This is a genomic window from Streptomyces cyaneofuscatus, assembly GCF_042718795.1.
Lineage (GTDB): Bacteria > Actinomycetota > Actinomycetes > Streptomycetales > Streptomycetaceae > Streptomyces > Streptomyces cyaneofuscatus_A.
On the sequence record NZ_JBHXOX010000010.1, the window covers coordinates 218,216 to 230,908 of the forward strand.

Consider the following 12,693-nt stretch of genomic DNA (forward strand, 5'->3'; position numbering starts at 1 on the left):
GACAAGAAATAGGCGAGCTCCCCAGTTCACGGCGCACGCTGTAGATGCGGGCGGCCTTGCATCGGCGGCCAAGGCAAGGCTTCGTCCCTAGCTGGCTGTGCTGGCAGTCCTGCTCGACTGCCGCGGACTGGGTGCGGTCGGTGTACGGAGGCTGGAGTGCAGGGGCCAGCACAAGACAGCCCCGAGCGCTCCGGTACCGCAGATGACCCACGTCGCGGTGATGCCCCCGCCGTGGCTGAGGGACCATGCAGCGAGGAGAGGCGCGGCGATGACGGCCAGCGCGAGGTTGCTGCCCCACAGGCCGGCGTACCGTCCGTGTGCTCCGGGCGGGGCAAGACGGCTGACGAGATCCCCTGCCGCGATGAAGAGGATGATCTCACCGGGTACCGCTGCGGCGGCGGCAAGGCAGTAGCCGTATGTGGAGTCGGCCAGACCTGCGAGGCCCATGCCGATGCCGAGGAGGAGGGAGCTGGCGGCGAGCAACCCGGTCATGGGGCCGCCTTGCGCAGCGCGTCCGCTGAGCCAAGGGGTCAAGAAGGGGGAGAGAAGGAGTACGGCGGCTGCGTTCGCCACCTGTGTCCACCCGTACGCGGTCGCGTCGAGGCCGTCCGAGCTCATCAGCATCGGCAGTGCCGTGAAGACACTGCCCGCGCAGGTGAGAGCGCAGAGGCTGGCCAGAGAGAGCAACCACAGGCGGCTGTCACGCAGGGCCTGGGAGTAGCTTGGACGGCTGCGGTCCGCGCCCTGGCCGGTCCTTCGGGGCGGGAGCAGAAACACTGCGGCAAACCCGAACAATGCGCAGGCGCAGGCATTGATCCAGAACAGCGTCGGCAGTCCGGCTGTGGCGGCGAGGTACCCACCCAGTGATCCAGTGAGCGCGGCTCCGATGTTGACGCAGAAGTGACGCCACCCGTTCACGAGTATCTGCTGCGCCTTGGTGGGAAAGGTGTCGTCGATGAGTGCCGTGATCACCGGTCGCGCTGCGTCATATACCACTCCGGTGAGGAATGTCGATACGAGCAGGGTCACTGGAGAGCGCACTTCAGCAAGCACCGGCAGGGCCACGGTAGCTGCTCCCATGGCGTAGCCGAGCGTCGCGCGTGGGCCGAACCGGTCGGACAGCCATCCGCATCCGACCTGACCTACGAGCCAACCGGCGCCGAAGCTGGCCACGATCCAGCCAGTCATATGGGCAGAGAAGCCGAGGTCGTTGGCGTGATAGGGCAGGAAAGGGTAGGCGAAACCGAAAGCGCGGATGGTGAAGGTTCCGATGAGTGCCGCCCAGATAATGGGCGGCCAGCGGTGGGCCTTCGTATCGGAGTCGGGGGCAATCTGCGGCGTAGCAACGAGAGAAGGCACTGGTGCTCCGTCTGTGGTCAGGTTCCCTCTGAGGGCGTGGTCGTGCCGAGGCTGAGATCAGGTCCGCGGCAGGCGGATGGGTTGCGTGAAGGCGTCGTCGTCGGCGGCTGTCGCGACACCGGTCTTGTCGGGCGCAAGCACCGGACTATGGGTGTGCCGACGACGCGCCGGCCGCGAAAGAGGCGATCCGAAGCGGCGCGATCGGTATGCAGGTCCCGCACGGGGACCGAGCCGCCGGGGCGCAGTGAGTGAAAGGCCTTCGGTGGATGTGCCGTCTCGACGAAGAGCACGGTTGCTTTTGAGATTGCCGTCGGAGGGAGGAACCCACCGGTCAGCGCACCTCGCTGTAGCCGCACTCGGAACACGTATGCATGACGTTCTTGGTCTTCTTGCTGACGCGATCACCGTGGGCGTTCGACTCCATGTCGATGGCGCAGTTCGGGCAGTTCACGGCTCGGCTCCTGACGACGAGGATGTCCTTCAACGCCAGATCCGGATCAGCTCCGCTGATTCCTTGTGCTTACTGCCTCACGGGAAGAGTGAAGCGGACCACGAACAAGAAAAGAACAGCACCCCGGTGCAGCTGCTGCCGGAGGCAGAGCGAGCACTGGGGTGCTGTTGAAGCCGGATCCGCGGAGATCTCCAGGGACATGCCGCAGGGATCAGCTGCGGCGCTGTGGAATCGAACCTGTTCCGCGGTCGGTCTGCACGGTGTGCCTACTGGCGCGCGGCGAGGATCAGTCGGCGCGCTGCGGATTCGAACCGCTCTGTGCAGAAGATTGCGGTGGGCCCATCGCGTCAACCGCCCGGCGGCTGTCCGGGCGGCACCTCAGGTAGCGCTGGTACAGCTTCTGATCAGCCAGGCGGCTTTCCTCGCTGTCGACCAGTGTGTTGCCCGCGAAGTCGAACAGCAGGGCTTCCTGGAGGACGTCGACGGCGCGCACGACTGGCCTCCAGACATGACGAAAATGTTGTTCAGCACCAGATCCGGATCAGCTCTGCTGATCCTCTTCGTGATGATATGAGACTCACCGAAACGAAGCTCCCCGGTGTCGGAGCCTGCTTCGCTCCGCCACCGGGGTCGCTGTGTTCGGCTTCTCGGCGCTCAACCGTGGGTGTGATGGCCCGGCTCAGCCGAACGGCAGCTGCTCGCGCACGGCGCTGGCGTGCACGACGGCCGGAGCGGCAGCGCCGACCGGGGTGGGGCCCTGGGCCTGTGCCTGCAGGGTGTGGTTCTGGGCTTCGGCGCTCTGTACGCGCTCGTGCAGGCGGGCCTGGGTCACAGAGCGCGGCTCGAGGAAGGAGATGTCCTCGGAGATCACCTTCAGGTCGAAGACCGGCTCGCCGTTCTTGGAGTAGCGGTCCATCCGGAGCGTGTAGCCGATGGCGACGAGGTCACCTCGGTGGATGTTCGCGTAGGGGCCCAGACCCTGGGCCTGTGCGCGGACGAACGCCTCGACGGGTACGGCGTCCGAGTCACGCTGGTTCTGAGCGTTGGTGAAGTTGCGGTCGACGTAGAGCGTGAAGAGGACCTTCTTGGATCCGTCCTTGTTCTCGAAGACCTTGGGGTCGTTCGCGAGGCGGCCGACGATGGTTCCGTTGTTGCGGGGGTTCGACGACATGAGTCCTTCTCTCGAATAGCAGTACTACGCCCGGTCGACGACGATCCGCGCGCAATTCGGGTGGGCTGAGATGTTCACTTATCTGTCATGCCACCATCCGGATCAGCTTCGCTGATCAGGTGATGTTCTCTTTCAACGCTTCTTCCGAATCAGCTGCGCTGATCGAATGCTTTGTCATTCCGAGTCCTGAATCGACTTCGCCGATCAGGCTCGTTTCTCGCTGCTTACTGGCCACTTCCCCGACCAGACCCCCGACGTGACGGCGGACGGCACTGTGTACCCGCCCGCTGCCACGTCTTGGGCGAAGGTCCGGAGTACAGGGATCAACGACTGCGTGCTCGGTCTCACCGGAACCAGAGCCGCACCTGCAGGGCAGCTCACGAGTTGGGGCGCACCTTGGTCTGACTCACAGACGACCTTCACGTGAACGGACTCGTGGCAAGGGTGGAGTCGGGCGCGTATACCCGGGGCAACTCGTCACCCGCACCCCGGAGCCCGGACGGCTCGTGTCGTCAGCATCATGGCGGGCGAGTGCACCGTGTAGCCGGTGCTGATTCGCAGGCGCGAGGGCCAGCGACGGCGGGCGAGGTAGCTTCTGGAGCACGAGACCTACTGCGGCGGCCAGTCCGAGGATGCCGGAACCGAGGAAGCACAAGTTCAGGAGCCCGAGGCACTCACCGTTGGGCCCTACAGCGTCACCTGCACTTCGTAGGCCGCTGAGCTGTAGGGCCCAACGGTGAGTGCGCGCACGGGCGTCACCAGACCTGCCTGTGCCAGGCGAGCCGTCAAGCCCGAATGTTCAGACCAGTCCTTGATGAAGATGTTCCCCGGCTCGGGCGTGAGTCCGTAGCCCTGCAGGCTGATCGAGATGGGCTCGGCGGGGCCCTTGGCGTTTTCGAGTTCCAGCACGCGGTTCTCGTCGTCGTGCACGAGCGCTCCGGTCAGCTCGATGCCGCCGAAGTCGACGGTGACGTCGTGCTTCACGGTGGTCGTGGACTCAGCCATGGTGGTCTCGCTCTTCTCGTGATGTGGATGGTGGACGCGTTGCTCGGCCGTCAGGCGCCAGAGACGCTCGGACTCACCACGGTCGTGCAGCTCCTGGATCGTGGTGTTGAGCTGCCGGTTGGTACGGGTTCAGATAATGCGGAACATGACGTGCTCCTGGTTTAGAAGGTGAACCGGCGCATCGGGGCGATCAGCGGAGCAGCGGGGCCGCGTCGTCGTCCTGGCCCTGGTCGTCGGGGCCGTCATGGGAGGCCAGTTCGGAGGTTGCCTCGAAGTCGATGCCATCGGCGCCGTGGTAGATGATCACGGCCCCGTTCTCGTCTGTCTCGCTGTGGGAGGGCAGGTCGAAGTCGTCGTTCTCGTCGCCGGTGCCGTAGGTGCGGCGGGCACAGTCGGGGGCAGTGCAGCGCCAGACCTCCTCACTCTCGACCTCGATCTGCTCCGTCACGGTCGAACAGTCCGGGCACAGCGGTGCAGTGGCGGACGTCACGGTTTTCCTGGGCGGCTCCCGTCGTCGGCGGGCAGTTCGTCGCCCAGGGCGGCGCCGCCGGTTCCGCCCGCGAGCCCGGTGCCCCGGCAGTGCCCGCAGTAGCCGGTGCCGTCGGAGTGGGCATTGCGGAAGGTGTCAGGCTCGCGGCGCGCGAGGGCGGTCACCCAGTCGAGCTGTCCGGGTTCGATGGGGACCCTGTGCTGCTCGCCGGTCGCCGGGTTGCTAACCGTGACGAGCACGGAGGCGGTGCCCTCGGGATCGGTCGGGTATCCGTCGGCCAGATCGGCGAGCGCCTGGGCGAAGTCTGCCGAGGCCGCGGCGGCCCTGGCACTCACTGCTTCGGTTTCTGTTCGCTGGGCGATCTCTTCATCGAGCAGGTATGCCTCGCCCCACGGGTTCGGCTCCACGACGGGGCGGCCGTGCTTGATATCGCGCAGCCGTTCGCGTCGGCGGTCCTGGACGTAGCCGCGGCAGTGCAGGGCGTCGTGCTCGGAGGTGGGCCAGTTGGAGGCGGTTGCACACCACCCGCAGTGCGACCTGCGGGACAGCCTGCGCCGGACGGCAAGAACGAGCAGAGTGGCGGCGCAGCCGAGCAGCGCGCCGATCGCGAGCATCACGTGGTGTCTCCGTTCGTCGTGGTGGTGTAGGCGGCAGAGCCCTCGGCCCTTGACCTGTCGCAGGCATCACGAAGCGATCGCGCCCATAGGCGAGAGGGAGATGCCGATGTCCCCTGCAGATCTACTTCCGGATCGACTGCGTCGATCCAGATCAATCACCGGCCAGTGCCCCCTCGCGATAGCGTTCGCTGATCCGGGCAACGGCTCCAGTTGGAGGTTCGTAGACCAGCGGCAGCTCGCTGATCGCAATGTCGAGGTCTTTGGCATCTGGCAACAGCGCAGGCCGCGGCGTCGCTGCTCTGTCGGCGGTGCTCAGGTAGAGCTCGATCGCGCGCTCGATGAGCCTGTTTCGGATCAGCACTCTGCTGATGCTGCGGTTGACCTCGTCGAGTCCCAGGTTGAGGACCACCGCACACTGGTCGGCTGTCTCGGGGCCCGACGCCGAACAGCTCCAGCGGCGTGGGGGCAGCCTGTTTGACCGGCAGAACGATCTGGGTATCCAGCTCGGCGATCTCGGCTTTCAGGGTCAGGTGGCGGCGAGGCGGCCCGCCGCACCTGCGCCGCCTCGCCCGCGCAGAGCCGACTCCTCGGTGGGCCAGTCGCCCGGCCGGACAGCACAATCGTCGCGGCGGCGTAGGCGTCGGTCGGGTCGGACTTGTCCAGCAACTGCTGCGTTCCGCGGTTCAGGCAGATCTGGCCCACGAGGGTGACACCAGCGGCAGCCAGCGCCCGGGCGAGCTGGGCACCGGTGCTCCCGACGACACCGGGCCGAGCCGGAGAAGCAGGCGGGATCAGCTCACCTTGCTGATCTGGATCAGGTGGGTGCGGATCGGGCTCATCGGCCGGCTCCCTTCATGGCGGCGCGGTACGTGGCGAGGGCCTTGGTGTGGCGCATCAGCTCCGCGACGATGCTTTCGACGATGTCGCGGACCTGATCGGTGCCGCCGAACGTGCTCCAAGGCTTCCATCTCTCGCGCTCGGTCGGAGTGGAGAGGTCGATGGTGTCGGAGGAGAAGACGTCCTTGCGGGCACCGGCGGCCTTCGCCTCGGGCCAGCGGTCGATGATGTAGTAGGCGTGCGAGCCCAGCAGAATGTGCCAGGCAACGATGTGGTGATACCCGTGGTTGACGGCCGGGTCCGCGAGGTGCTGCGTACCGTCGCGCCACTGGATCGAACCGCCGTAGCGGCTACGGAAGACGGGAACATTCATGTTCAGCTCTCCTGGGTGACTGGGTCGGGAGTGGTGAGCGGGATGTAGAGGCGGCGGCCGTCACGAGCACGCGATGGAGAATCCGGTCAGGTGCGCGGTGCGGTTCGGGTAGACCGGCTCGGCGCCCAGTGCCCGGACGCAGGCCCACTCATTGATCTCGTCCGCGGCGGTGTCGGCCTTCACGTAGACGTCGAAAATCACACCCAAGTGCTGCTTGGGCTTGGTCTCCCGCTTCGGGGCGGCACGGGCCGCGACGACAGAGTTCGGGTGCATCTCGTGCTCGACGACGGTGTGACGGGTCCTGCTCACTCCTCGGTGGTGTCGGCCGGGCTCTGAAAGGGCAACAGCCGTAGGAAACCGAGTGGGCAGACGCGCTCCCCGTCTGTCCGGTTCCGTCGGTGCCCAGGAGGGTCAGCAGGGTGTGAAGCGCTGGGCCGTGGGAGTGCTTGCTGTGCCCCTCGGCGTCGGGGCAGTTCGAGGAGAACTCGAACTCGCCCTCCTCCAGCCAGACCTCGGTGACGTGATCTCCACGCGTCCGGTGTGGAGATCACGTCGTTCTCGACGAGGTCGCCGGCGCGGACCGGACGGTGGTCCGAAGCTGTCGGGCTGCGGTCAGTTCTCCGGTCGTTGGGCGTGAGAGGCGAAGTAGCGGGTGAGCCAGTCCTCGACAGTCGAGCGCAGGTGCGTGTGCTCGGGCTGGTAGTAGTCCTTGAAGTCGCGGATCTTGGCGGCGAGCAGGCGGGAGACGTGGTGGTCACCGGCCACGACGGGAACGTTGTTCCAGTCGATCGCGGCGAGCTGAGCGAAGGCGGCGGTGCGGTCGTCGATCTGCTGTACGGCGGCGTAGTCGTTGCCGTCCGCGACTTCGAGGCGGGCGACGAGGTCCCGCGGATTGCCGTCCCCGTACGCGGCCCACCACTGGGAATTGTCGGCGGTGTAGCGATACGCGGCCCACTTCGTCTCTCTCTGGTTGCAGTCGACCATGTAGCCGAGCCCGCTGGTGGTCTCCTCGGGCTTAAGCATCCCGACGTTGTACTTGTAGCGACCGAGCAGCTCGGAGGCGCACTTGCGCCAGTTCACGCCGTCGATCGCGGGTGCCTGGGTCTTGCTGGTCACGGATATCCTCTCGTCGCTCATTGGCCGGGCGGCCGCCGCCACGCCCCCGAAGGAGTGGACGGAAGCAGTCCGGATGTTCACGTGGTGTCCTTCTCGACAGGTACGCGGGCGTCGTTGAAGCAGTAGGTGACGGCCGGTTCGCCGGGGTGGTAGTCGATCGTCTCGATCCGCCATGCGGCCGGGTCTTCCTCGATGCCCTCGATGAAGGCCCAGTTCGAGGTGGCTATGGCCTCGTTGTCGTTGGCAAGGTAGGAGTACTTGCCGCGGCTCGGGTCGTCGTTGATGTATGTGAACATCCACGATCCGCCGTCGGGGTACCGGTCGATGTCGAAGTTCGGGCCCTCGGTCACCAGGATGTCGAGGCCGTCACCCGTGTGTTCCATGAACATCGGCTGGTTCATGATCTCGTGGTACTCGACGGTGCCGTAGAGGTAGTGCCGCTGGATCAGGTAGAGCGCTCGCAGGAGTGATGCGGCGCGGGCGATGCATCGGTCGACCAGCATGATGCGGCAGTCTGCGCTGTCATAGATGCCCTTCGGCATCTCGATGACGGTGTACGTGCTCGGGTGCGCGCCTTCGATGCGGACCTCGCGCTTCGTCGCTTCCACGGACTTGCCGACGCGAACCCACTCGGTGACGGTGCCCACGACCCGGTCGGTCGTGCCCCTTCGGTTGAAGCGGTACTCGGTTATGAAGTCGTCGCCGGAGCGGTGGTGCATGTTCTCGTACTCGGTCTCGGATACCGGGTCGAGACCGAGCAGTGCCAGGCGCTTGTTCTGCTCGGCACGGATGTCGGCGACGGGGGACAGAGGATCGTTCACTCGGATGCCTCCTCGGTGGTGTGGGCGGCGGTGGTCACGGGGCACGTCTCGCCCCGACCGCCGGCGCCCGAACGACCGGCCCGACGCCCGTTGATGGACGGCGTGGTCGCGTGCGTGGCCGTGGCGAGGACCGCGCGACCCGAGTGCTTGCCCGCGTACAGCGCGGCGTCGGCCGCCCTCTGCAACGTGGTCAGGTCGCGGGTGCCAAGCAGGTCCGAGGCGGCGGCGCCGATCGACGCTGCGACATCGACCGCGCGGCCGTCGTCCAGGACGACCGGCGTGTGCAGCATCCGGACCAGCTGCTCCAAGCGTTGCTCGCGGTGGCCGGAGGTGAGCTCCAGGACGACGGCGAACTCGTCGCCTCCGAGGCGACCGACGGACGCGCGCGGGCCTGCCCACGTGGTGAGCCGGGCGCCGAACGAGGCGAGGACCGCATCACCCGCCGCGTGGCCCAGGGTGTCGTTCACGGCCTTGAAGTGGTCTGCGTCGACCATGACGACGGCTGCGGTGTCGCCGTGGCGGGCCAGGATGCGACGGGCACGGGCGGTGTAGGCGTCGCGACGCAGGAGCCCGGTGAGTGGGTCGTGCTTGAGTCGCTTGTGCAGGACGCCGGCGTGGACGGCCCATCCGGTCAGCGGCACGGCGGCGGCGGTGATCAGGAGGGTGTGCGGGCCGAAACGGCCCCGGGTGCGCAGGGCGGAGTGCATACTGAGGATCTCCCTCTCGTCTCGTACGGGTTGGGTGGGCCCGGGGCGGTCGACGTGGTTACCAGGCCGATGGCGGCCGTCCCGGGGCAGAGCTACAGTTCGAAGGGGTGGGGCTTGGTCCAGCGGTAGGGGTTCATCCAGGGGTAGGCAGTCGCGGCGGGCCAGTCGAGGTCCCAGCCGGGCCGGTATCCGCAGGCACCCCAGCCATCCGGCCGCCCGTGCGGGATCTCCAGTCCGGCCTCCGACGCGGCGCGTGCCGCGTCGTACACCTCATGCGCGATCCGTACGGCGGCACTAGGGGTGTCGGCCCGACCGGTGAAAATGTGTAGACCGCGTGTTTTCGGCGCCTCGGTGTTGCGCATCGGGACTTCCACCTCGAAATACGGCAGCTGCATGGCGAGCGTCTCCTCTTCTGTGTTGAGGGGCGACTGCGACCGCCCCGGCCCTGCGGGTGCAGGGGGTCCGAGCGGCACGGAGTGCGCTCAACTCAGGTGGGGTTCAGCCGGCCCTGTCGACGCGGCGAGGACAGCGCGGACGTCTACGACCAGGTCGATGAACTGGCGCCACCCCAACCGAAACGGCAAGGCTGGGGACAACAAAGGCGGCACACCAGAATTGGTGTGCCGCCAAGTCGTTGTCGTGTGCTTGGCTCTACCGCTCGTCTTCGTGGCAGAGCCCGTTGTCGATCAGGTACGTCTTGTCGGCCGTGAGCTGCCGGGCCCTCTCGACATAGCTGGAGCTGGCCCTAACCCGCGCCGCGGCTGCGTCCGTGATAATCCGCATTGCGGACTGCCACTCTTGCGCGCTGCCTTCTGCCTTCTTCGACTGCTGCAGTCGTTTGAGCAGGCGGTAGGACCGCACGAGATCCCGGGCCAAATCGCTTGGTGCGGGAAGCGGCATGTGGTGGAGGCTGCTCCACGGCGTGATGAGCAGCGCAGACGAGCGGACTGCGGCGATCTTCATCGGTCAGGGAGTCCTCTTGAAACATAAGACGTGCCCGTTCTGCTGGGCGAAGGCCTCGCCCGCCCTGGGCACGTACCCCTTGAAGAACTTCTCGTCGCCAGCACACATGCTTGATCGAGAAGCCTGTCGTATATCTCATGCAGGTGCTGCTCGATGCGCTTCCTCCAGGTTGTCCTCCGCCAGGTTCTCGTCCGAGGCGAGCAGTTCTTCGAACTGCTCGGGGTCCCAGCTCGCCGCCGCGCTGCCCCCCGGCGTCGACGCCTCTTTCTCTTGCGGTCCAGCGGCGTCTGACCCGTCCGTCTCGTCGTGCACCTCGTTCATCGTGGCCCTTTCACTTGAAGCGAGTGAAGGCCGCGTGCGACTTCTGGGCCTCGACCCGAACCTTGTGGGCGAGCTGCCTGTCGAACTGTACGTCCGTCAGTTTCCTCGTGGCGTCGACCGCAGACACGCCGACGTTCTCGTGGACTTACGCCAACATTGTGAACTGCTCGACGTCGGCCTCAACGTCCCAGCGGGCGCACTCGACGGCGACCTCCCACATCCGGATGCGGACCCACACCTTCTCTGTGTTCCGCGTGGATATCTTCTCGATGCCGACGATCCGCAGCATCTTCGCCAGGTACTCCTTCACGTCGCTCATCGGTGCCCCTCCTGCTCGACGATCGCGGCCAGCGTCAGGTCGGCCCACTGCTTCATGACGTTCTCCACTCCGAGCTTGGAGTTCGGGTAGCCCTCGCGCGGGTTCGGCATGTTCTCGCGGATCGTCATGCTGCCGATACGCGAGCCGTCGCTGAGTGTGAACCGGTGACCGTCGAACTCGGCGTACTCGCAGGCCTCGGTCGACTCGCAGTTGCAGACGCTCGTAATGCCGTCGGCGAAGATGTTGTTGGCCGCGAGGCTGCTCTCGTAGTACTTCGTGGCGAGTTTGATTCGGATCTCGCCGAACACCCATAGTGAGGCGTTGTGGTGATCGGCATACTCCTCGAGCAGGACCACGTCCGTCCTCCGTTCCGCGGTCTCACCCTGACCCAGTCCGCCTCGGGGCTTGCGGTACCACCAGATCACTTCGATCGTTCGAGACAAATTCATTCGGACTCCCACTTGTTCTTGATCCACTTGTCGGCCCGCTGGTCGAGCCACTCGATCACCCTGGTCCGTGGCCTGCTCCTGGTGCCGGAGAACCCGGGGGTACTCCTTGTCCTCAAGCGGCTTGCCGAGAAAGCGGGCTGTGGACGATGCACACCTTGCCGACCGTTGGCCGATGATTCCGCGCCCAGTCGTTACACGCGAGCAGTCGGTCAACGAGCTTCGCGAGTCCGGGCAGCACGCTTACACAGCCGGGGCAGGAAAGATGCGGTGTCGGCGGATACGCCGTCCGACAGGCCCCCAGGCCCCGGCCAGTTCCTGTACCGAATCCGAGGAGACCAGTCGGCGCGGCCGCCATGCCAGCACGTCGCGGAACGCGGCCTCCGGGGTCCACAGCTGCACGAAGTGCTCGCCGCGCGTCCACGTGGCGAAGGACAGGCTGCCCGAGGCGGTCACCAGGTTGTGGAAGTGCCACGTGACCGTGCGCTCGACCCTCCCCTCGGTGTTGTCGATCTCCTCGATCTGCGGCAGGTCCGGCTGCTGCTGTCGCCAGTACCTGCCACGGGCACGGGCCTGCTCCCGGATTTCGTCAGCCAGCTCGTGGCCGGCCGACGTCATCATGTACGTGCACGGCTTGACCTCCGGGTCGTCGGGCTCGGGCGAGACCTCGATCAGACCCCGCCGCGCAAGGTCCCACGCCGTGTCGTAGACCGGTTCCCAGGCGTTGCGGTGGGTTCGCTCCAGCGGCTTGCCGAGCCGCTGCGCCTCCAGGCCACCGTCGTGCGCGGCCACGAGGTGCAGGACCTGACGCTCCAGCCTCCGCTCGGGTGTCAGCTTCTCGAACCAGTCGAAGTGCGGTTCCGTCACTTGGGGTTCTCCTTGCCCTTGTCCGTTGGGGGGTGCCACTCGAACACACCGGGCTTGATGTACGTCTCGACCAGGGCACCGACCTTGATCTGCTCGATCTCGGCCCGCTCCTCGTCGGTGAACTCGCGATACCGCCAGTGCTCGTCCGAGAGCGGCAGCCGAGTCAGGTCGAAGTCCTGGACCTGGAGGCGCGAACCGCGCTCGCGGGCCGCGTCGACCTCCGCCGCGGGAGCGATGCGCCGCTCCGGGCAGTTCTCGCAGTACGCGCCCCACCGCTCCGTGTTGCCCTCGCGGGGGACGAACTCCAGGATGTGCGTGGCCTCGTTGTCGCAGAACGCGGCGCTGCACGTGACGAGGCTTCCGCGGCTGTTGAATCGCGGGCCCGACCCGGTCGACAGGCCACAGGGAAGCTTTACTCGGTTCTGCATGGCTCACCTGTTCCAGTTCTCGCCGTTGGTCAGGGCCTCGACGAACGTCGCGGTGGTGCGCTGCTGCATCACGGGCGCCTCCTCGTCTTCCTCCTCGGGCCCGGGCTCGGCGGGCCTCTGGAGCGCCAGCTCTTGCAGGAATCCGTGGCACGCCTTCGGCAGGTCGGCAATCCCCGCCTGCGCCTGCTGGTGCACGACTGGGCGCACTGCGGCGATGTAGGTGTTGTCCCTCTGCATTCTGTTCCTTCCAGTCGCGAGAAGGTCCCCGCACTCATGCACGGGGGCGCTGATAGTCCGGGGTGGATCCCGCGCCTTGGGCTCGACCGAAATCAGGTCCGCAGAGATGCGGCGCCGCTCGTCGATTGCGGCGGTCAGGTCTTCTAGCCGGTAGTCGCGACACGC

At 66.5% G+C, this 12,693-nt stretch carries 20 protein-coding genes; all 20 read right to left on the minus strand.

Translation table 11 applies throughout. The features are described from left to right. Window positions 1–87 precede the first annotated feature (87 nt). Complete coding sequence (locus ACFWRT_RS14175; RefSeq protein ID WP_380949084.1) at window positions 88–1,359, minus strand: MFS transporter; 1,272 nt, start codon at window positions 1,357–1,359, stop codon at window positions 88–90. Between the two features lie 737 nt (window positions 1,360–2,096). Then, complete coding sequence (locus ACFWRT_RS14180) at window positions 2,097–2,303, minus strand: hypothetical protein (protein ID WP_380949083.1); 207 nt, start codon at window positions 2,301–2,303, stop codon at window positions 2,097–2,099. Between the two features lie 186 nt (window positions 2,304–2,489). Continuing rightward, a complete protein-coding gene (locus ACFWRT_RS14185; protein ID WP_380949082.1) occupies window positions 2,490–2,981 on the minus strand; it encodes a single-stranded DNA-binding protein in 492 nt (163 codons plus the stop codon). Between the two features lie 687 nt (window positions 2,982–3,668). Further along, entirely contained in the window at window positions 3,669–3,986 is a 318-nt protein-coding gene (locus ACFWRT_RS14190; RefSeq protein ID WP_380949081.1) for a hypothetical protein, read from the minus strand. A 190-nt stretch (window positions 3,987–4,176) separates the two neighbouring features. After that, a complete protein-coding gene (locus tag ACFWRT_RS14195; protein WP_380949080.1) occupies window positions 4,177–4,434 on the minus strand; it encodes a hypothetical protein in 258 nt (85 codons plus the stop codon). Between the two features lie 38 nt (window positions 4,435–4,472). Then, window positions 4,473–5,093, minus strand: a complete 621-nt coding sequence (locus tag ACFWRT_RS14200; RefSeq protein WP_380949079.1) for a hypothetical protein — start codon at window positions 5,091–5,093, stop codon at window positions 4,473–4,475. Between the two features lie 151 nt (window positions 5,094–5,244). Beyond that, window positions 5,245–5,502 carry a hypothetical protein gene (locus ACFWRT_RS14205; protein WP_380949078.1) on the minus strand — a complete coding sequence of 86 codons (258 nt, stop codon included), beginning with the start codon at window positions 5,500–5,502 and terminating at the stop codon, window positions 5,245–5,247. 426 nt (window positions 5,503–5,928) lie between these two features. Further along, window positions 5,929–6,303 carry a hypothetical protein gene (locus ACFWRT_RS14210; protein WP_380949077.1) on the minus strand — a complete coding sequence of 125 codons (375 nt, stop codon included), beginning with the start codon at window positions 6,301–6,303 and terminating at the stop codon, window positions 5,929–5,931. Window positions 6,304–6,363: 60 nt separating this feature from the next. Next, window positions 6,364–6,612 (minus strand): hypothetical protein, encoded by a 249-nt coding sequence (locus tag ACFWRT_RS14215; RefSeq protein WP_380949076.1) that lies wholly within the window; start codon window positions 6,610–6,612, stop codon window positions 6,364–6,366. A 303-nt stretch (window positions 6,613–6,915) separates the two neighbouring features. After that, window positions 6,916–7,419: a hypothetical protein gene (locus ACFWRT_RS14220; RefSeq protein ID WP_380949075.1), complete on the minus strand. Its 504-nt coding sequence runs from the start codon at window positions 7,417–7,419 to the stop codon at window positions 6,916–6,918. 77 nt (window positions 7,420–7,496) lie between these two features. Next, the gene (locus ACFWRT_RS14225; RefSeq protein WP_380949074.1) at window positions 7,497–8,240 is read right to left on the minus strand and encodes a hypothetical protein; all 744 of its coding nucleotides are present in this window, start codon (window positions 8,238–8,240) and stop codon (window positions 7,497–7,499) included. Beyond that, entirely contained in the window at window positions 8,237–8,947 is a 711-nt protein-coding gene (locus ACFWRT_RS14230; RefSeq protein WP_380949073.1) for a GGDEF domain-containing protein, read from the minus strand. The genes ACFWRT_RS14225 and ACFWRT_RS14230 overlap by 4 nt, the downstream gene beginning before the upstream one ends. 92 nt (window positions 8,948–9,039) lie before the next feature. Continuing rightward, a complete protein-coding gene (locus ACFWRT_RS14235) occupies window positions 9,040–9,342 on the minus strand; it encodes a hypothetical protein (protein ID WP_380949072.1) in 303 nt (100 codons plus the stop codon). A 256-nt stretch (window positions 9,343–9,598) separates the two neighbouring features. Continuing rightward, on the minus strand, window positions 9,599–9,910 hold the full coding sequence (locus ACFWRT_RS14240) for a hypothetical protein (RefSeq protein ID WP_380949071.1): 312 nt from the start codon (window positions 9,908–9,910) through the stop codon (window positions 9,599–9,601). Between the two features lie 135 nt (window positions 9,911–10,045). Further along, complete coding sequence (locus ACFWRT_RS14245) at window positions 10,046–10,231, minus strand: hypothetical protein (RefSeq protein WP_380949070.1); 186 nt, start codon at window positions 10,229–10,231, stop codon at window positions 10,046–10,048. A 145-nt stretch (window positions 10,232–10,376) separates the two neighbouring features. After that, window positions 10,377–10,550: a hypothetical protein gene (locus ACFWRT_RS14250; RefSeq protein WP_380949069.1), complete on the minus strand. Its 174-nt coding sequence runs from the start codon at window positions 10,548–10,550 to the stop codon at window positions 10,377–10,379. Next, a complete protein-coding gene (locus ACFWRT_RS14255) occupies window positions 10,547–10,906 on the minus strand; it encodes a hypothetical protein (protein ID WP_380949068.1) in 360 nt (119 codons plus the stop codon). Before ACFWRT_RS14255 ends, ACFWRT_RS14250 begins: the two co-directional genes overlap by 4 nt. 333 nt (window positions 10,907–11,239) lie before the next feature. Beyond that, a complete protein-coding gene (locus ACFWRT_RS14260; RefSeq protein ID WP_380949067.1) occupies window positions 11,240–11,863 on the minus strand; it encodes a hypothetical protein in 624 nt (207 codons plus the stop codon). After that, window positions 11,860–12,291 (minus strand): hypothetical protein, encoded by a 432-nt coding sequence (locus ACFWRT_RS14265; RefSeq protein WP_380949066.1) that lies wholly within the window; start codon window positions 12,289–12,291, stop codon window positions 11,860–11,862. The genes ACFWRT_RS14260 and ACFWRT_RS14265 overlap by 4 nt, the downstream gene beginning before the upstream one ends. 3 nt (window positions 12,292–12,294) lie before the next feature. Further along, window positions 12,295–12,528, minus strand: a complete 234-nt coding sequence (locus ACFWRT_RS14270) for a hypothetical protein (RefSeq protein ID WP_380949065.1) — start codon at window positions 12,526–12,528, stop codon at window positions 12,295–12,297. Window positions 12,529–12,693: the final 165 nt, after the last annotated feature.

Excerpts from the sequence above, each read along its gene's own strand:
- ACFWRT_RS14185 (WP_380949082.1), bottom strand. The coding sequence starts at position 2,981 with ATGTCGTCGAACCCCCGCAACAACGGAACCATCGTCGGCCGCCTCGCG.
- ACFWRT_RS14190 (WP_380949081.1), bottom strand. The coding sequence starts at position 3,986 with ATGGCTGAGTCCACGACCACCGTGAAGCACGACGTCACCGTCGACTTC.
- ACFWRT_RS14210 (WP_380949077.1), bottom strand. The coding sequence starts at position 6,303 with ATGAATGTTCCCGTCTTCCGTAGCCGCTACGGCGGTTCGATCCAGTGG.
- ACFWRT_RS14230 (WP_380949073.1), bottom strand. The coding sequence starts at position 8,947 with ATGCACTCCGCCCTGCGCACCCGGGGCCGTTTCGGCCCGCACACCCTC.
- ACFWRT_RS14235 (WP_380949072.1), bottom strand. The coding sequence starts at position 9,342 with ATGCAGCTGCCGTATTTCGAGGTGGAAGTCCCGATGCGCAACACCGAG.
- ACFWRT_RS14240 (WP_380949071.1), bottom strand. The coding sequence starts at position 9,910 with ATGAAGATCGCCGCAGTCCGCTCGTCTGCGCTGCTCATCACGCCGTGG.
- ACFWRT_RS14245 (WP_380949070.1), bottom strand. The coding sequence starts at position 10,231 with ATGAACGAGGTGCACGACGAGACGGACGGGTCAGACGCCGCTGGACCG.
- ACFWRT_RS14250 (WP_380949069.1), bottom strand. The coding sequence starts at position 10,550 with ATGAGCGACGTGAAGGAGTACCTGGCGAAGATGCTGCGGATCGTCGGC.
- ACFWRT_RS14265 (WP_380949066.1), bottom strand. The coding sequence starts at position 12,291 with ATGCAGAACCGAGTAAAGCTTCCCTGTGGCCTGTCGACCGGGTCGGGC.
- ACFWRT_RS14270 (WP_380949065.1), bottom strand. The coding sequence starts at position 12,528 with ATGCAGAGGGACAACACCTACATCGCCGCAGTGCGCCCAGTCGTGCAC.